Origin of the sequence: Neisseria sp. 20925_1_37 (assembly GCF_041433255.1) — a bacterium.
Taxonomy (GTDB): Bacteria; Pseudomonadota; Gammaproteobacteria; order Burkholderiales; family Neisseriaceae; genus Neisseria; species Neisseria flavescens_D.
On record NZ_JAPWBC010000001.1, the window covers coordinates 74,461 to 93,010 of the forward strand.

The 18,550-nt window shown below is 48.2% G+C and carries 21 protein-coding genes; 12 read left to right on the top strand and 9 right to left on the bottom strand.

Translation table 11 applies throughout. The features are described from left to right. Positions 1-5: 5 nt before the first annotated feature. From O3661_RS00385 to O3661_RS00415, 7 genes are all read right to left on the bottom strand, one after another. A complete protein-coding gene (locus O3661_RS00385) occupies positions 6-1,376 on the bottom strand; it encodes a hypothetical protein (RefSeq protein WP_371491905.1) in 1,371 nt (456 codons plus the stop codon). After that, a complete protein-coding gene (locus tag O3661_RS00390; protein ID WP_371491906.1) occupies positions 1,373-2,074 on the bottom strand; it encodes a hypothetical protein in 702 nt (233 codons plus the stop codon). Before O3661_RS00390 ends, O3661_RS00385 begins: the two co-directional genes overlap by 4 nt. Positions 2,075-2,140: 66 nt before the next feature. Next, positions 2,141-2,620: a protein-(glutamine-N5) methyltransferase gene (locus O3661_RS00395; protein WP_371491908.1), complete on the bottom strand. Its 480-nt coding sequence runs from the start codon at positions 2,618-2,620 to the stop codon at positions 2,141-2,143. Between the two features lie 263 nt (positions 2,621-2,883). Next, the gene (gene murA / locus O3661_RS00400) at positions 2,884-4,137 is read right to left on the bottom strand and encodes a UDP-N-acetylglucosamine 1-carboxyvinyltransferase (RefSeq protein WP_049333045.1); all 1,254 of its coding nucleotides are present in this window, start codon (positions 4,135-4,137) and stop codon (positions 2,884-2,886) included. 196 nt (positions 4,138-4,333) lie between these two features. Beyond that, a complete protein-coding gene (gene ftsX / locus O3661_RS00405; protein ID WP_371491910.1) occupies positions 4,334-5,251 on the bottom strand; it encodes a permease-like cell division protein FtsX in 918 nt (305 codons plus the stop codon). Beyond that, on the bottom strand, positions 5,248-5,898 hold the full coding sequence (ftsE, locus tag O3661_RS00410; protein ID WP_003681151.1) for a cell division ATP-binding protein FtsE: 651 nt from the start codon (positions 5,896-5,898) through the stop codon (positions 5,248-5,250). Before ftsE ends, ftsX begins: the two co-directional genes overlap by 4 nt. 249 nt (positions 5,899-6,147) lie before the next feature. Then, positions 6,148-6,630, bottom strand: a complete 483-nt coding sequence (locus O3661_RS00415) for a TlpA disulfide reductase family protein (protein WP_049349226.1) — start codon at positions 6,628-6,630, stop codon at positions 6,148-6,150. A 169-nt stretch (positions 6,631-6,799) separates the two neighbouring features. Between O3661_RS00415 and arsC the strand changes: the two genes are divergently transcribed. Together arsC and O3661_RS00425 are read left to right on the top strand one after the other, a co-directional pair. After that, complete coding sequence (arsC, locus tag O3661_RS00420) at positions 6,800-7,159, top strand: arsenate reductase (glutaredoxin) (protein ID WP_004519164.1); 360 nt, start codon at positions 6,800-6,802, stop codon at positions 7,157-7,159. A gap of 25 nt (positions 7,160-7,184) precedes the next feature. After that, positions 7,185-7,841 carry a YdcF family protein gene (locus O3661_RS00425; RefSeq protein ID WP_070584448.1) on the top strand — a complete coding sequence of 219 codons (657 nt, stop codon included), beginning with the start codon at positions 7,185-7,187 and terminating at the stop codon, positions 7,839-7,841. A gap of 179 nt (positions 7,842-8,020) precedes the next feature. On the opposite strand, the gene O3661_RS00430 is transcribed toward O3661_RS00425, so the two are convergent. Together O3661_RS00430 and O3661_RS00435 are read right to left on the bottom strand one after the other, a co-directional pair. After that, positions 8,021-8,173 (bottom strand): hypothetical protein, encoded by a 153-nt coding sequence (locus O3661_RS00430; RefSeq protein ID WP_234394603.1) that lies wholly within the window; start codon positions 8,171-8,173, stop codon positions 8,021-8,023. Positions 8,174-8,290: 117 nt separating this feature from the next. Then, positions 8,291-9,385 (bottom strand): ABC transporter substrate-binding protein, encoded by a 1,095-nt coding sequence (locus O3661_RS00435; protein WP_128581090.1) that lies wholly within the window; start codon positions 9,383-9,385, stop codon positions 8,291-8,293. Positions 9,386-9,550: 165 nt separating this feature from the next. Between O3661_RS00435 and gltX the strand changes: the two genes are divergently transcribed. The 10 genes from gltX to O3661_RS00485 all read left to right on the top strand — a co-directional run bounded on the left by gltX (position 9,551) and on the right by O3661_RS00485 (position 18,515). Further along, entirely contained in the window at positions 9,551-10,945 is a 1,395-nt protein-coding gene (gltX, locus tag O3661_RS00440; RefSeq protein WP_371491913.1) for a glutamate--tRNA ligase, read from the top strand. 106 nt (positions 10,946-11,051) lie between these two features. Then, positions 11,052-11,483, top strand: coding sequence for a hypothetical protein (locus O3661_RS00445; protein ID WP_234394602.1), 432 nt, complete (start codon positions 11,052-11,054; stop codon positions 11,481-11,483). Further along, a complete protein-coding gene (locus tag O3661_RS00450; protein ID WP_371491914.1) occupies positions 11,476-12,450 on the top strand; it encodes a hypothetical protein in 975 nt (324 codons plus the stop codon). Before O3661_RS00445 ends, O3661_RS00450 begins: the two co-directional genes overlap by 8 nt. 278 nt (positions 12,451-12,728) lie before the next feature. Continuing rightward, entirely contained in the window at positions 12,729-13,067 is a 339-nt protein-coding gene (locus O3661_RS00455; RefSeq protein ID WP_308881978.1) for a hypothetical protein, read from the top strand. Between the two features lie 59 nt (positions 13,068-13,126). Then, positions 13,127-13,462, top strand: a complete 336-nt coding sequence (locus tag O3661_RS00460) for a zinc ribbon domain-containing protein YjdM (protein WP_049323689.1) — start codon at positions 13,127-13,129, stop codon at positions 13,460-13,462. 108 nt (positions 13,463-13,570) lie between these two features. Then, positions 13,571-15,880, top strand: coding sequence for a DNA helicase RecQ (gene recQ, locus O3661_RS00465; protein WP_371491915.1), 2,310 nt, complete (start codon positions 13,571-13,573; stop codon positions 15,878-15,880). 222 nt (positions 15,881-16,102) lie between these two features. Beyond that, positions 16,103-16,552: a DoxX family protein gene (locus O3661_RS00470; RefSeq protein WP_070712394.1), complete on the top strand. Its 450-nt coding sequence runs from the start codon at positions 16,103-16,105 to the stop codon at positions 16,550-16,552. A gap of 85 nt (positions 16,553-16,637) precedes the next feature. Next, positions 16,638-16,910, top strand: coding sequence for a hypothetical protein (locus O3661_RS00475; protein WP_049333024.1), 273 nt, complete (start codon positions 16,638-16,640; stop codon positions 16,908-16,910). Positions 16,911-16,996: 86 nt separating this feature from the next. Next, positions 16,997-17,839, top strand: coding sequence for a DUF692 domain-containing protein (locus O3661_RS00480; protein ID WP_371491917.1), 843 nt, complete (start codon positions 16,997-16,999; stop codon positions 17,837-17,839). Next, positions 17,829-18,515, top strand: a complete 687-nt coding sequence (locus O3661_RS00485) for a DUF2063 domain-containing protein (protein WP_371491919.1) — start codon at positions 17,829-17,831, stop codon at positions 18,513-18,515. The genes O3661_RS00480 and O3661_RS00485 overlap by 11 nt, the downstream gene beginning before the upstream one ends. Positions 18,516-18,550: the final 35 nt, after the last annotated feature.

Genomic DNA, 18,550 nt, shown 5'->3' on the forward strand with positions numbered 1-18,550 from the left:
GATTGTTACCCAATGCTCATTCCACGTGATTGAGATTGCACTAATTGTTTTTGTTGCTCTTCATATTCAGAGAGTTGTGCCGTTTGCTGGATTTGATTAAAGCTCTTTTCCACGGGAATAGATGCAGATAGTCCTATATCCATAGAAGCAAGATTTAATGTAGGATTTCTGTTCCCGATTAGATACTGGTCGTTTTTTACACTAAATAAAGTAAGATCAGTGATATTTTTTGACAGAGCCAAGGCGGTAAGTGCCATCGCGGAATTTTGTAGTTTTCCCTCATCAATAGGCAGATTGTTTGTCTTATGATACGTCGTTAGGTGCACCATTGCAGTATTGAAGAACTTTTGATTTTCAGGGGAAAAGTTTTGTAGTTTGCTAGCATTTATTTGCGGATCTAAAAAGGCGTATTGAGGACGATCCTGTTGTTCATATGGATTTGAATACTGCGGTTGGTTTTCTGCAATAAAACGGTCTGCAAGATTGATATATTTTTCAAATTTATCAGGGGATTTGCGAATTTCTTCTTTTACATAATTGTTAAACCGCCCAATCATTGCCATATTATTTTCAGCTAGTTTATGAGCAGGGGATTTTGGGGATAAAACAGACAAACCATGTTCGTGCGTAAAATTGCTAACAGCATGAGAAGTATATAAATCTGATGCACTGCCCCAATTACCCCAACTTGAAGGCATTCTGAAACCTGCGTTGGCCAAAAATTTGTCATCTGACGGATCTTGTGTGCTAAAGCCGTCTTTACGCAGATTATCTACTTCGTTTTTTGTAGTATACAAAATACTTCTGCCTAAATGATTGCTTGCAGATGAGACATAGTCTCCACCCATGCGGTGATTGATGATTAATCTGTCTGCCAAAGGATTGATTGGGAGAGCTTCTTTCAAGCCTGCTGCACCAAAGGCATTGAAAGTTTCGGTACGGTGGCTATAACGATTACCACATAGCTGGGCAAGTGCTCCTCCTAGTGAATGACCGGTTTGATAGATTGAGGCATTCTTATATTTTCCGTTTTTTAATTTTTCGGCTTCTTGTGTCAATAATTTTGCATCGTTATATTGCGGGTTAGTATGATCTTTGACCATGCGCATATCGGCTTCTCGGTCTTGGCGTGTTTCAAACTCCGTGCCTCTGTGGACGACTACTAACTCGTTGGTGTCTAAGCGGCGGTAAATGGCACCAAAATAACCATTTTTTGGATTGTCACTGATTCTTTCAACAGCATATTTAATACCGTTTAAAGTTATTTCTTTATTTTTTTCGTTATCAAAAACCAGTTTTTTTTCGCCGTTTTCATCTTTCTTCCCATAAATGTGATCAGACAGCAGGGCAAAATCCTGACTATTCAATGCTCTCATTTTTCAACCTTTCTCAATGTCAATTCAACTGAAAATTTATCTTCTGGAGCGACAATTAATCCACTCTTTATAGAGCTACCATCATCAGACCAACCATCTTCAAAATTCAAATCTTTTGCTATTGGAAAATTACTTTTCTGATATTCATGCTTAACGATTAATTCAGGATTTTGCGCAGTCAGTTTTTTTAAATCTTCTGAATCAATACGGACGATCAAAGCTGTTTCTCGCTTATCTTTTCCTGTCGGTTCCATTACTATGGCAGCACTTAAAAACTGCCATTTACATACGCCTTCCCCATAGTAATCTTCATCTAAAGGAGTATCCGAATAAAAGTCTGTAGCATATGTATTATTATCAATTTTAGTCATCTCCAGTTTTTTTCGGTATTGAGGCCACGTTGTCGCACCTACCCAACGATTGGTTACATATTTGCAGTTTTCCGATTGGTAAAGTTCATCTCCCGTCACAATCTGGAAAGCTAGAGGCGCATCTTTGATTTTAACCACTGCTTGATAATGTTCTTTACGGTTTGGGTTAATTTTGACATCCTTTGGAGGAGCATCTCCTTTTGGCAGTTTATAGGTAGGGAAGTCCGATTCTTTAAATCCGTATTCCTCGTACATGTTTTTCTCCTTCTTGCAGGCAGTTAATGATAAAGCGGCACAGAGACCGAATAGCAAGATAAAAGGTTTCATAAGGGTTCCTTCTACAATAAGACTTTGAATCTTGATTCAAAGTATACAGGAATATTTGTTGTTACTTTATTCTTTTGTATTTTCTTTCAAATTTTGATAAATACGCCGTTTTAGAAATTCTGCGATGGTTGTCAATAAAAATGCTGTAAACCATAAATACAATCCTAATCCGTAAGTTGGTTTTGCATGTCCTCCCGCTTCATCCACAATTACTTCGGTTAAGGTAAATGTAAGTAGCGCCACAACCCATAATAATCCATGCAAAGTAAATATAAATTTCTTTGCTTGCGGTCGGATAAGAGATATAAATATTAAAATGAACCAAATATAATTTGCATAAACAGCAAAATATCCAATGTGGCCTAAACCAGGTCCAAATATTGTTCCAATAATTAGAACAAAAAATCCCTCATATTGTCCTTCTTTTCCAAAAGTAAATACATTTTGAAATAAGGAATAAATCCAAATGAAAATGGCAATAAAGAAACATAGTTTATGGCCATAACGGGTTAGCCATTTCTTTGTCGTGAGTGATGAATCGTTCATAATGTATATTGATTATGTGGAAGATTAGTAGTGAATAATTATCGGCTTTTCTATTGCTTTAATGATGTTGTTTATATAAACCAGATGAATTTTGAAAAGATTGGAAGGTAGGTTTTTGAGCAGTTTACGAATCGGAAAATCCTATTCCTTATCTTGTTACCTGCTTTTTATTTCACAATTAGATAGGCCGTCTGAAAACAAGCATAGCGAGTTTGCTAGATTTTGTTTTCAGACGGCCTTTTATTTATCGGCTGCGTATGGGATTAACCGCGTACGCGTTCGATTTTTGCGCCTACGCCGCCGAGTTTTTTCTCGATGTATTCATAGCCGCGGTCAAGGTGGTAGATGCGTTCGACGATGGTTTCGCCATCTGCGACCAAACCTGCCATGACGAGGCTGGCGGAGGCGCGCAGGTCGGTTGCCATCACGACGGCACCGGAGAGTTTTTCTACGCCTTTGATGTAGGCGGTGTTGCCTTCGGTGGTGATGTCTGCGCCCATGCGGTTGAGTTCGGGAACGTGCATGAAGCGGTTTTCAAAAATGGTTTCCACCACGCGGCTGCTGCCTTCGGCAATGGCGTTCATGGCCATAAACTGCGCCTGCATGTCGGTTGGGAAGCCTGGGTGGACGACGGTGCGGATATCCACGGCTTTGGGGCGTTGTTGCATGTCGATGGAAATCCAGTTGTCGCCTGCTTCGATGATGGCGCCGGCTTCGGTCAGTTTGTCCAATACGACCTCCATGGTTTTCGGTGCGGCATTACGCAGGACAACTTTGCCACCGGTCATGGCGACGGCGCAGAGGAAGGTACCGGCTTCGATACGGTCGGGAACGACGCTGTGTTCGCAGCCGTGCAGCTCTTTTACGCCTTCGATGGTCATGGTTGCTGTACCGATGCCGCTGATTTTTGCGCCCATTTTGACGAGGCATTCGGCCAAATCGACGACTTCGGGCTCGATGGCGCAGTTTTCGAGGATGGTGGTGCCTTCGGCGAGCGTGGCCGCCATCAGCAGGTTTTCGGTACCGCCTACGGTTACGACATCCATGGTGACGCGCGTGCCTTTCAGACGGCCTTTGGCTTTGACGTAACCGTGTTCGATGGTGATTTCCGCACCCATGGTTTCGAGGCCTTTGAGGTGTTGGTCAACCGGGCGTGAACCGATGGCGCAGCCGCCGGGCAGGCTGACTTGGGCTTCGCCGAAGCGGGCGAGGGTCGGGCCCAAAACCAAGATGGATGCGCGCATGGTTTTTACCAGCTCGTAAGGTGCGCAGGTGTTGTTGACGGTGCCGCCGTTGATTTCAAATTCGGAGATGTTGTCGGTCAAAACGCGTGCGCCCATGCCTTGCAGCAGTTTTTGGGTGGTTTTGACGTCGGCGAGCATGGGTACGTTTTTCAAGCGTAAAGTGCCGGAAGTCAGCAGACCGGCACACATCAGCGGCAGGGCAGCATTTTTTGCGCCGGATACGATGATTTCGCCGTTGAGGGGGCCGTTGGCAGAGATTTTGAGTTTGTCCACAGGATGTCTTTCGTTATTTGTCTGCACGGTTTATGCCGCACAAATGAAATGAGATGGATAATAAACCATCAATTATAAGGGATTATGCCCTTGCTGTTAGATTTGGCAGTATTAAATTTTCACAAGGTTTGTTTAAGTTGCGAAAGGATAAGATTTCAGGCCGTCTGAATGGTTCAGACGGCCTGTTTGCCAAGGCTTATTTTTTGGCTTTGAAGCCCAAAAGGTGTTGCGTGGTGGCCAGCCATGCACCGAATACGCCCAGCGCGATGACGAAGCCGAATACCAGCGACACTTCGCTAAATGTGAAGAAACGCCAGCCGATGTTCAGACCGTAGGGTTTGAAAATCGCGTCCACCAGCGGCCGTACTTCGGCCAGCAGCCAAGCTGACAAGCCCAGGCTGACGGCGGCGGAGAAAATACTCTGCCACATTGCCTGATAAAGGAAAGGGCGGCGGATGAAGGAAGCGGGCGCACCCAACAGCTTGGTGATTTCCAACTCTTCCTTACGGCTGAGGATTTGCAGGCGGATGGTGTTGTGTGCCACCAAGACAAAGGCCATGCCCAAAGTCAGCGAGAGGAACCACAAAATCTTGCGGATAAATTCGTTAATACGATAAAGGGTTTGTACCCATTCCGTATCCATGGTTGCCGATTCGACGCGCGGCAGTTTGGTAATGTCTTTATAGATGGCCTGCATCTGATCCGGAGAAGTGGCAGGGTCGGGCGTAACGATAAAGACATCGGGCAACGGGTTGCCATCGAGCATGGAAACGAGGTTTTGGTCGAGATTGGTCTGCAATTCTTCCAAACCTTCCTGCTTGCTGATAAAGCGGACTTTATCGATACGGCTGTCGCGTTGGAGCAGGTTTTTCACCGTATCGGCATCAGAATCTGCCGCATCGGTGTCCATATAAACCGTAATCTGCGGCGACTCGTTGAGTTTGCCCAATACGCTTTGACCGCTTTGGATGCCCAAATACATAAACAGCGGCAAGGTCATGGCAACGGCAAGCATGAGCAGGGTCAGCAGCGTGCCGATGGGTTGGCGCAAAAGCTCTTTGAGCGCGGCGCGTGCCGATTCGACGTGTAACGAGATGTAATGAATCATACTCATGCGAGGCGTCCTTTCTGCAGGCGCAAGACGCGGTGGCCGTAATCCGCCATCAGCGTTTCATCGTGCGCCGCAACAATCACAGTCGTGCCTGCTTCATGGAAGGTTTTGAACAATTCCATAATATCCAGCGCATAGGCGCGGTCGAGGCTGGCGGACGGCTCGTCGGCAATCAGCAGGCTGGGTTGGTGAACCACTGCACGCGCGATGCACAAACGCTGTTGTTCGCCGCCGGACAAAGTGATGGGCATATCGTTTTCACGGCCTTTCAAGCCGACTTTCTCAATCGCAATACGCGCGCGCTCTTCCGCTTTGCGCGGCTGGTAGCCGCTGATCCGTAAAGGCAGGATAACGTTTTGCAAGACATTGCGGTCGTAGAGGATTTTGTGGTCTTGGAAGACAATGCCGATATGTTGGCGCATAAAGCCGATCTGATTGTCGCTCAAGGTACCGAGGTCTTGATTGTTGAACCAAACCTTGCCTTTGGTAGGCTTGGTAATGCCTGAAATCAGCTTCAAAATGGTGGATTTGCCCGAGCCCGAATGGCCGGCGATAAAAATCATCTCACCTTTGTTAATCTGGAAACTGACATTTTTCAGGGCTTCGAAACCGCCGGGATAGGTTTTGGAAACTTGTTCGAAACGGATCATGGGTTTTCCTGAAAATAGGGCTTCAGACGGCCGGCGTCATCGATAGGGCAACATGCCGTCTGAAAAAATGGGGATATTCACAGATTATAAATATTTCGGCTGCTTTTTGATAGTGAAACCCCGGTTCTGCCTGTGGATACACTGCCGGTTTGCAACACAAAACAACATGGTTTGAAATAAAGGCCGTCTGAACGATTGGGTTTCAGACGACCTCGGTATCAGCGTAGGTTAAGCACCCTATCCGCTGTTTTATTTACATTTGGTTTTGGCCAAATTTACGGCGGCGGTCAGGCTTTTTTCGTTGACTTCGCCGGTGATGGTTTGTTTGTAGCCGCATTTCGGCGCTTCGACGACTGTGAAGGGCAATACGCCGACGTTGTTGCCGTGGGCTTTCATGAAGTTGCGGCTGTTGGCACCGGTATAACGCCAAATCGGGTAGCTGACTGGCGTTTGTTTCAGGAATTTGCCGATGTTGTCGGTCGTATCCAGCGCGATGCCGACCATATCGACGCTGCCTTTTTTCTGCGCTTTGTACCATGCCGACATGGCGGGCATTTCTTTACGGCAGGGGCCGCACCAGGTTGCCCAAAGGTTGACCACGCGCACGGGGGCTTTGAGCGATTCCAGGCTTTGCGGTTTGTTGTCCTGCCAACCTGCCGTTTCGTCGGCGGCAAAGGCCGGTGCAGCGGTAAAAACGGTGGCGGACAGTAGAAGGGCGGTTAAGGCTTTCATGGTTGTATCCTTGAGGTTGCCAATCGAAATTGTGTTTATTGTAAAACGGTTTGGTGGGCATGCCTACCGATTCGTATCAAGATATCAGGTAAAAAGTTTGAGTAAAAATCAGTTGCAGACGATAATAACCGCCATCATTGAATGATTTTGCAATAATACGGAGATTTTCATGCCGTCTGAATTCACACTTTATCACAACCCGCGTTGCAGCAAATCGCGTGCCGCGCTGGCTTTGCTCGAAGAAAAAGGCGTTGCCGCCGACGTGGTCAAATATCTGGATACCGCGCCCGATTTGGCGACTTTGCAGGATATGTTTGCCAAACTCGGCATCGAGTCGGTGCGCGGCATGATGCGCACGAAAGACGATTTGTACAAAGAATTGGGTTTGGACAATCCCGATTTGGACAATGCCGCCCTGCTTCAGGCAATCGCCGAACACCCTGCCCTGCTTGAGCGTCCCGTTTTGGTAACGCCTACGCGCGCAGCCATCGGCCGTCCGTTGGAAAACATTGCCGCCCTACTCGGCTGACGGGGTTGGATAAGGCCGTCTGAAGATGATTTCCCTGCTTAAAAGCCGCAATGGCTTGCGATACTACCTATTTCGCGGCCTTGCTTTGAGCGTTTTGTTGGTGTGCGGTATTTTTTTGAGTGGCACATGGCAGATTTACCGGACAGGTTTGCAAACCTTGCCGAAGGACGCTCATGCCGATGCGGCGGTGGTGTTGGGAGCGGCGGCGTGGGACAAACGCCCGTCGCCGGTGTTCCGTGAGCGTATCAACCACGCCATCACGCTCTACCAAAGCCATCGGGTCGGCAAAATCATTTTCACCGGCGGTACGCCCAAAAAAGGATTCATGACTGAAGCCGAAGTGGGGCGCCGATACGCGCTCAAGCAGGGCATACCGGCGCACAATATCCTGTTTGAAAACACGTCGCGCAACACTTACGAAAACCTGCGCAATATCGTCCCCATCATGCACGCCAACGGAGTCGGTAGCATTATCGTTGTCAGCGACCCGTATCATTTGGCGCGCGCCGAAGAAATGGCCGCCGATTTGGGCTTGTCGGACGCGCAGTTCTCCGCCACACCGACCACGCGCTTTGATGAGCGCAGTAAGAAAGCCAAGTTCCTGATGCAGGAGAGCTATTCTTTGTTTCTCTACCGTATCGGCAAATGGAGCGATGCGGTTTGGAATTGGATAGGTGGTTGAGCTTTCGGTAATCCATGTAAAAGGCCGTCTGAAGCCTTTTAGGTTTCAGACGGCCTAAATGTATTCTTACTTATTGATATTGATTTGCAGCTATACTACCCCAAAAGACTACGGCCAGCACCAGATAAATTGCCATTACGATGGCAAACAGAATCAAGGCAGCCTTGAAATAATTGGCTTTATTCGGATTGGTGTTTGAGCTGAATGCCCACACAAACATCATGATCAGATTGACCAGCGGAATCATCATAATCAAGCTGGTTACCAACCAACCATTCGCTGATGCTGACGACCGGAGCCTGAGGCCGGTCGATTTGGTTTTGTCCGTTCATACGTACCCAGTAATTTTGTTGAAAGAACAGTAATTATACTCATTAAATATTTATCGGCATAACATGTTCAGGCCGTCTGAATCTTCAGACGGCCTGAGCCTATGATTTTTGCAGCCGCTATTTCAATCGGATGTAAAACGTACCGTCCGGCACGACGGGCAGGTATTTGCGGTAGAAGTCCAGATAGGTCTTGTTTGGGTCTATGTCGGCAAACTGCTGCGGATACAGGGTTTTGGCGATAAATTGCGCGCTGGCCAAATCGGTGAGCGAGCGGGAGGCGGTGTGGTAGATGCCGTAAACGCGTTTGTTTTTGACGGCAGGAATGTCTGCCCAGCCTTTGCGTTTGACAAATCCGGCCAGGCGGCGTTGCGCATCGGCCTGGCTGATGCCTATGCCCATCGCCATAATGCCAGGCTTGTCTTTATGGCCGTTTTCCGTCCCCGAAATGACGATGACGTCGGGTTTGGCCGTCAGGAATTTTTCAGGGTTTATCGGTCCCCAGTTTTTAACGTAAGGCGCGGCGATATTGTTGCCGCCTGCTGTGTCGGCAATCGCGCCCCACATATCTTTGCCGAAGGTGTAGCTGTATTCGGACGGGCCTTTGTCGCCGAACTCGATATAGATTTTCGGTTTGGACTGCTTGGCGCGCGCGACGCGTTTTTGGATATCGGCAATGCCTCGGGCGTATTCGGCGGCAATTTTTTGGGCGCGCGCCTGCGTACCGTTGAGTTCGCCGAAAATTTCCGCACTGCGCGTGTGCCGCGCGACGGTTTCGGCGTTGAAATCGACCACGACGACGGGTATGCCTGCCGCTTTAATGCGCGGCAGATGGGTGGCGATGGCCTTATACTGCCAGTCGGCCAGAATCAATACGTCCGGCTTGAGCGCGAGCGTTTTCTCCAGTGAAAACGTGCCGGTGCTGATGTTGCCGATGTCCGCAATGTTTTGCAGCGTAGGCAGCTTCTGTTTGAACATCGCCCAGCTGCCGGGATTGAATTTCTCCCAAAACTCACGCGAAATACCGATGACGTTTTTAAATTTGTCCGCACCCGTTACCGCGATATAGTCGGGATAGTAAAACGCCAAAACCGCGCGTTTGACAGGGACATCGACTTTGACTTCGCGTCCCAATACGTCTTTGATAGTTTTGATTTCGGCTTGGGCAAAAAGGGGCAGGAGGGCGAGGGCGGCAAATAAAGTGCGTTTGTTCATGAGCGGATCCTTTAAAAAAAAATAATTATCATTATATTTGATTTGTTTTCAGGAGAAAAGTTCCCAGACGGTCCTTCTGCGCCGACATTATTTTCAGACGGCCTTACATTGTTTAAACCACGCCGAAAAAGTAAAATACCTGTTTTCAAAGACTTTGGAGCCATCATGACCGTCAAAACCCGTTTCGCCCCCAGCCCCACCGGATACCTGCACATCGGCGGCGTACGCACCGCCTTGTTTTCATGGGCGTTTGCCCGCCATCATAAAGGCGAGTTCCTATTGCGTATCGAAGACACCGACTTGGCGCGCTCTACTGCCGAATCCGTCAACATCATCCTCGACGGCATGAAATGGGTCGGCCTGAGCTACGACAACGTCGACAACGTCGTTTACCAAACCCGCCGTTTCGACCGCTACAAAGAAGTCATCGCCGAACTTTTAGAAAAAGGCCATGCCTACTACTGCTATTGCAGCAAAGAAGAGCTGGAAGCCATGCGCGAGAAAGCCGAAAAAGAAGGCACGGCGACTTACGACCGCCGTTGGCGTCCGGAAGAAGGCAAAACCCTGCCCGAAATCCCTGCCGACGTTCAACCCGTCGTCCGCTTCAAAACGCCTTTGGACGGCGTTACGAAATGGACGGACTTGGTCAAAGGCGAAATCTCCATCCCCAACGAAGCACTCGACGACCTGATTATCGCCCGCGCCGACGGCACGCCGACCTACAACTTCTGCGTTGTCGTGGACGACTACGACATGGGCGTTACCCACGTTATCCGCGGTGACGACCATGTGAACAACACCCCGAAACAAATCAACATATTAAAGGCCATCGGCGCTACCCTGCCTGAATACGGCCACCTGCCGATGATTCTTAACGAACAAGGCAAAAAAATCTCCAAACGCAGCGGCGATACCGTTGCCATCACCGATTTCGGCGCAATGGGTATCCTGCCCGAAGCCATGCTCAACTATCTGGCACGCTTGGGCTGGGCGCACGGCGACGACGAGTTCTTCACGATGGAACAATTCATCGAATGGTTTGATTTGAAAGACGTTTCCCCATCCCCAAGCCGCATGGATTTGAAGAAACTCTACTGGATCAACGGCGAACACATCAAAATCACCGCCAACGAAAAACTGGCCGAAATGGTGAAACCGCGTCTTGCCCTGCGCGATATCCACGAAACAAGCAAGCCTGCTTTGGAAGACGTGTTGGCATTGGTCAAAGACCGCGCCCAAGACCTGAACACGCTTGCCGACGAGTGCCTCTACTTCTACGTCAAACAAACGCCGGCCGAAGCAGACGTGCAGAAGCACTGGGACGACGAAGCCGCCGCCCGTATGCTGCGCTTTGCCGAACGCCTCGAAGGGCTGGAAGACTGGAACGCCGAAGCCATCCACGACCTCTTCAAACCTTTCTGCGACGAAGAAGGCATCAAAATGGGCAAACTCGGTATGCCCCTGCGCCTTGCTGTCTGCGGTACGGCGAAAACCCCAAGCGTCGATGCCGTATTGGCATTAATCGGCAAAGAAGAAGTGTTGAAACGGATCCGTTCGTAAGGCATGAATGATAAAAGGCCGTCTGAAAATTTTTCAGACGGCCTTTTGGGTTGTCAAGATTTAGTCTTCAGGCGTATAATCATTATGTTTTTATAATGGTATGATTATGAAAAATATTTCTTTTAAAGTTATTCTAATACTCATATTTATAATAATAGTGTTTATTTGTCTATTTTTTAGATTTTTTAATAGGAATAATAACTTATTTCCATTAATTCAAGGAAAAAATAGTATCCCTTTAATCGAGATTTTTAATGGGTATGATGAAGTTTGTATTCAAAAACCTTATGTATTGGAAACTGATTTTGAGAATAAATTAGGACAAGATTTATTTTTTTACAAAATGGCCGAAGATAAAACAATATTTTGGGGTAAAAAAAATGGAAAATTTGAGAAGGTTTATTACATTGAATCGTGGCCTATGAACAGACAACCCGAAGTTTGTTATCCTGTAAATGAAAATATTTGTTTACAGGCAGAAATATCAAATAATTCAAATTTTTCTAACTTTAATTTAGGGAAGTGTGAAAATGAGTGATTACTATTTTAGTCCTAGTACTGTTAAGGAGTATGTAGCTGGTACTTTTGTGTCGCATGCAGTAAAAAAGGCTAATGAATATGGTGGCTTTGCAGGGGAAGATGATATAGACCCACATAATAATAGCTATGATGCATATAGACATGCTCTTTTAAGTGCAGTTATGACTCAAAATATTCAACAAGTAGCTGAAAATATATTAATATCTAATTCTGGTATTGCTTACTCTGTATCTCAGGATCAATTTCATGAATTATCCAAGGTAATAGGACGTGATCAAGCTAAAGCAATACTTGATGATCATGAAGATATTTCTAATAAGCCTGCTAACATGAGTATGGAAGATTGGCGAAAAGAAGTTAACATGGATAAATGGAATAACGCCGTTGGACAAAAGGAATATTTCAAATGGGAACAAGCAATAATCAAAGGAGAAACTAAAGATCCATTGGAAAAATGGATCTATGATGCAGTAAAAAGAGGAGAGACAATAAATAATTTGGATGATAATCGCGTTTTTACTGAGGAAATGAAATTATCATTTAAAAATGAGAAAGAACAGCTACTACAATATTCACAGTCCTTTTTTGTATCCAAACTACAATCCCTTGCTCCTGAAACCCAAAATCTTTTCAATGCAGTAAAAGGACATCTAACCGAATACCATGAGAAAACTGGGATACCGATTGAGGAAGCAAAACTGCAAAACTCCGCAATGGCTCTTACTGCGTTGGGTTATTCCAAAAAAATGACAGATGTCACGCTGTTTAATGTAAAAGACGGACAGTATCTGATTGGTGAGCGTAATCCCGTATTGAATCGAGTATCTATGGATATGCAGACAGCAGCCTATATTCCGATAGAAGAAAGCCTTGCAAAGGTTCAGGAAGCGACGCAGCGTTTTGAGTATGAAGAACAACAAAGACAGTATGCTCAGTCACAAGCACAGGGGATGAGTCGTTCTTAAAACGTAATTGAAGGGAAGGCCGTCTGAAAATTTTTCAGACGGCCTTTTCTAATAAAACCAGAAAATAATGGAATAAGGCGGAGAATATGAGAAAATAATAGCCGCCTGCCTGTCACAACTGCCGATTGAATTAACTTTTATCGGCAGCCTGAATGTCCGGATTGGATAAAATAAGCCATCAAGAACAAAGACCAACAAGCATATTTATGTAAACTTGGCGGCTGAAAAATCGGCTCTGCGCTTTACTTTACAAATCAAACAACTTTAAAGGAAAACCCATGAAAAAAACCTTACTTGCCCTGATGATGTTATCCGCCGCCGCTGCGTATGCCGGTGAGGCGGAAGACCGTTTGCTGTCCGTCCAATCGGTTTACCGTGCCGCTTTGAATGAGCAAAACAGCAACGACAGCAAAATCATTTCCCTGCAAAGTGATTTGGAAAGCGCGCAGCGCCGTTTGCAGGCAGCGCAATCCGATATTGACCGTTTGAAAGGCGAAATTCAGACGGCCTTGGCTCAGAAAGAGCAGCAAAATGCCAAGCTGCAACAAGCCGGCCAGATGTTGGACGCGGCTTGGAATGCCGTCTACGGCGCAGGCGGCAGCAAGGCGACTCAATAATTTAGACATTGTATTATTTGCGTTTTACGCTTCTTTTATCATATTTATAAGGAAACCTCATGTCCCTACCTCCCTGCCCCAAATGCCACTCCGAATACACTTACGAAGACGGCGCTCAATACGTTTGCCCTGAGTGCGCCCATGAGTGGAACGAGGCCGATGCTGCGGCTGCCGGCGATGATGCCTTGGAAGTCAAAGATGCCAACGGCGCGGTCTTGCAAGATGGCGATACGGTTGTCTTGATTAAAGATCTGAAAGTCAAAGGCAGCTCTATGGTCATCAAGCAAGGCACCAAAGTCAAAGGTATCCGCCTACAAGAGGGCGACCATAATATCGGTTGCAAAATCGATGGCAGCGCGATGAACTTGAAATCTGAGTTCGTCAAAAAAGCTTAAAGATTTTATCTTTGAAAGGCCGTCTGAAAAAGCGGCGGCAAAATGTTCCGCACATACGCGGGTGTAAAACCGTTAAAATAACGCTTTCCCCTATTCTACGGAACCATTATGCCTCAGCCGACCGCCAAACAGATTTTGCACGAAGTATTCGGTTATCCCGAATTTCGTGGCAAGCAGGAGGCTATCGTTAATGCTTTGGCCGGTGGCGAGAGTTTGATGGTGCTGATGCCGACGGGCGGGGGCAAGTCTTTGTGTTACCAGATTCCGGCGCTGATGCGCGAAGGCGTGGCGGTTGTCGTATCGCCGCTGATTGCGCTGATGAACGACCAAGTAGCCAGCCTGCATGTGGCCGGGATTGAAGCGGCGGCAGTCAACAGCAGTACGTCGGCAGATGAGGCGCGCGATATTGCCGACAAGCTTGCCCAAGGCCGTCTGAAACTGCTTTATGTCGCTCCGGAACGCTTGGTTACCGATCGCTTTTTGCGTTTTCTCGACCAACAAACCGTCAGCCTGTTTGCCATTGATGAGGCGCATTGCGTCAGCCAATGGGGACACGATTTCCGCCCCGAATATCAACAGCTCGGCATGCTTGCAGAACGCTATCCGAACATCCCGCGTATCGCCCTGACCGCTACCGCCGATGCGGCCACGCGCGCCGACATCAAGCATTATCTGCACTTGGACAATGCGCCCGAATTTATCTCCAGCTTTGACCGCCCGAATATTTATTATCAGGTTATCGAAAAAAATAATGGCAAGAAACAATTGCTGGATTTCATCCGCAAGCAGATGCATGGGCAAAGCGGCATTGTGTATTGTTTAAGCCGCAAAAAAGTCGAGGATGTGGCGCAGTTTTTGTGTGAAAACGGCTTGGAGGCGATTCCGTATCATGCCGGTTTGAGCATGGATGTGCGCGAGGAAAACCAACGCCGCTTTACGCATGAAGACAATATTATTGTGGTGGCGACCGTGGCGTTCGGCATGGGTATAGACAAACCCGACGTGCGCTTTGTCGCCCATCTCGATATGCCCCAGAGTGTCGAACATTTCTATCAGGAATCGGGACGTGCCGGCCGGGACGGGCTGCCTGCCGTGAGCTGGCTATGTTACGGCTTGAACGATTGGGTGTTGCTGCGCGAACGTATTGCCGAAGGCAACAGCGACGAGGTGCAAAAGCAAATCGAAATGCAAAAACTTGATGCCATGCTTTCCGTCTGCGAAACCGCCGCCTGCCGCCGCGTACTGCTGCTCAAACATTTCGGCGAAGAATCCGAACCCTGCGGCCATTGCGACAACTGCCTACATCCGCCCGTGCGGTTTGACGGCACGGTGTTGGTGCAAAAATTACTCAGCTGTGTGTACCGCGCCGGACAACGTTTTGCCGCCGGTTACATCACCAACCTTTTGCGCGGTAAAAGCGATGATTGGATACTGCGCAACGACCATGACAAGTTATCCACATTCGGTATCGGCAGCGAACAGACTGACAAAGAATGGCGCAGCGTTATCCGCCAGTGCATCAGTCTGGGCTATCTCACTGTCAATGTCGAGCAGCACCAAGCCCTGCAGCTGACCGAAGCGGCCAAACAAGTCCTCAAGGGTGAAACCGAAGTCATGCTGCGTCCCCTGCGCCGCGAAAAAACGGCCACTCAAAAGCCGAAAGACGATTGGTTGCGTACGGAACGCGAAGAGCGTTTGTGGCAGGCATTGCGCCAATGGCGGCAACAACGCGCCCGGGCGGAGGAAGTACCGGCCTATGTGGTTTGCGGCGACAAAACCCTGCGCGATATTGTCGAGAAAATGCCCCGAAGTTTGGAGGATTTACATCAAATCTACGGCTTGGGCGAGGCGAAAATCAATAAATTCGGTTTGGAGATACTCGACGTTTGCGAAACTGCCGAAGCCGGTACGGTTTCCACAGACAGTGCACAAATTATCCACAGCTTGGGCAAGCGCGAACAGGCCTTAAAACAGGCTTTGGAAACTTGGCGCGAGCAGCAGGCAAGTGCCGATCAAGTAACGCTGAGTACGGTATTCTCCAACGAAAGCATGGACGATTTGCTGACCAATACGCCTGCCGAACCCATCGACCTTTTAGGTGTGTATAAACTCGGCGAAAAACGTATAGAGCAATACGGCAAGGGCATTTTAAACATCTGCCGCCCGTTTTCAGACGGCCTGAGTGAAGAGGACAAACGCAAACGCCGATTGATGCGTCGTCTGCTTCAGTGGAATATCGATACTGCCCGCCATGAAGGCCTCGAAGCTTATCAGATATGCAGCAAAGTTACCCTGCGCGCCATTGCCGCCCGACGGCCGCAAGATTTGGCGGGGTTGGCGGAAATCCACGGCATGAATGAGGAGAAAACCGACAAATACGGCGCGGAAATTGTTGAATTGTGTAAACAAGCGGATTGATTGACCGCGTTCATCATCAAAGGCCGTCTGAAACCCAATCAAGCATGGTATTTCAGACGGCCTTTTGAATTTTTAATCTTTATAAAACAATGAATAAGAAAATAACTTTATTTGTTTTGTCAGTTTTTTAAAGCAGCCGCGTCTAAACAGGCATGAAAGATGGGATGGTGCCGATTGATTTTTCGTCCCAGCCCATTTGACACACATCGATTAGGAAAATAAATGAACACCTCATCCAACCCCTCTTGGCAGGCTGCTTTCGGTTTGTTGACGCTCAGGCTTTTTGCCGCGTATGAATTTCTTGAATCCGGCCTGGAAAAATGGAACGGGGAAAACTGGTTTGCAGAAATAAACAGTCAATTTCCCTTTCCGTTCAATTTATTGTCGGATACGGTCAACTGGAATTTGGCCATGTGGGCGGAACTGGTTTTGCCTGCGCTACTCATCGTCGGCTTGGCAACGCGGCTGTCCGCGTTGGGATTGATGGTCGTAACGGCTGTCGCATGGTCTGCCGTACATGCCGGCTTAGGGTACAATGTGTGCGACAACGGTTATAAAATGGCACTGATTTATTTGGTTGTTTTATTTCCTGTCCTATTGCAGGGCGCAGGCCGTCTGTCTTTGGATGCCCTGCTGAAGAAACGCTGTTGCCGCATCAAGCATTTTCTTTAAGGATTAACGGTCGCGGGCCGACTTTAAATGCCCGATATTATCCCTTGATTTGTTTTAAAACCCATATTTTAAAAAGGAAGTTGAAATGAAAAAAAATGTAGCTGCTGCTCTGGCCGGTGCACTGTCCCTGTCTCTGGCTGCCGGTGTTGTTGCCGCTGATAAAGCCGCCAGCGACGTGGCCGTTGAGAAAACTGTTAAAGCTGCCGAAGGTACTTGCGGCGCGGCTGCCAAAGCCGGTGAAGGTTCTTGCGGCGCGGCCATGAAAAAAGCACACGCCAAAAAAGGCAAAGCATCTAAAGCCAAAGCTGCCAAAGTAGTAGAAGGCAAATGCGGCGAAGGTAAATGCGGTTCTAAATAATCCTGCAACATACCTTTAACAAAGTCGCATTTTATAAACGAAAATGCGACTTTGTCGTTCATACGGCACCATAACAGGACATCACCATGATTCAACACGCAGGCTTGGGCTACCGCCGCGACTTGGCGGAAGACTTCCTCTCGCTTTCAGACGACAGCCCAATACGCTTTATCGAAGCCGCCCCCGAAAACTGGCTGAAAATGGGCGGCAGGGCGCGCAAACAGTTTGACCGCGTGGCGGAACGGCTGCCGCTGGCGTTGCACGGATTATCCATGTCATTGGGCGGACAAGCCCCGCTGGATACCGCCTTGATAGACGGAATCAAAGAAATGATGCGCCGTTACGATTGCACGTTTTTCTCCGACCATTTGAGCTACTGCCACGACGGCGGTCATCTTTACGATTTGTTGCCGCTGCCTTTCACTGAAGAAATGGTACAACATACCGCGCGCCGTATCCGCGAAGTGCAGGATCGGTTGGGCTGCCGTATTGCCGTGGAAAACACCTCCTACTACCTGCATTCTCCGCTTGCCGAGATGAACGAAGTCGAGTTCCTCAACGCGGTTGCCCGTGAAGCCGACTGCGGCATTCATTTGGACGTGAACAATATTTACGTCAACGCCGTCAATCACGGCCTGTTGTCGCCCGAAGCCTTTTTAGAAAATGTGGATGCAGAGCGCGTGTGCTATATCCACATTGCCGGACATGATGTGGAAACGCCGGAATTATTGATTGATACGCATGGCGCGGCAGTATTGCCGACCGTTTGGGATTTGCTCGAACTGGCCTATGCCAAACTGCCGACGATTCCGCCTACCCTGTTGGAACGCGATTTCAATTTCCCGCCTTTTGCCGAACTCGAAGCCGAAGTCGCCAAAATCGCCGACTATCAAATGCGTGCCGGAAAGGAATACCGCCGTGCAGCCTGAAACTTCCGCCCAATACCAACACCGCTTTGCCCAAGCCATACGCGAAGGCGAAGCCGCCGACGGACTGCCGCAAGAACGCCTGAACGTCTATATCCGCCTGATACGCAACAATATCCACAGCTTTATCGACCGCTGCTATACCGAAACGCTGCAATACTTTGACAGCGAAGAATGGGGCCGTCTGAAAGAAGGTTTCGTCCGCAACGCGCGCGCTCAAACGCCCTATTTTCAAGAAATCCCCGGCGAGTTCCTCCGATATTGCCAAAGCCTGCCGCTTTCAGACGACCTCTTAGCATTGATGGACTTTGAACACACCCAGCTGCTCGCCGAAACCGCTCAAACCGACAGCCAAACAACTCATGCCGATTCAGATGATTTGGCTTACACCCTTTCTCCCGCTGCCTTTGTGCGCCGTTATCAGTATGACGTGACGGACGAATTACAGGAGGCGGAAACCGCCGTTTTGGTGTGGCGCGATAAGGAAGACGACGTGATGTATCAAACGCTTGATGGATTCGGCGCATTATTGCTGGAAACACTGGCAGAAACGCCCACTTCCCTAAATGGCCTGCAAACCATGCTGGCAGAGTTCATGCCGTCTGAAAACACTTGGCAGGACGCATTAAGGCAAAAATGGACAGAATGGCTGGAACAGGGCATTTTGGTTGCAGCATAAATCAAAGCCGTCTGAAACGGGCGCAGTCGGTTTCG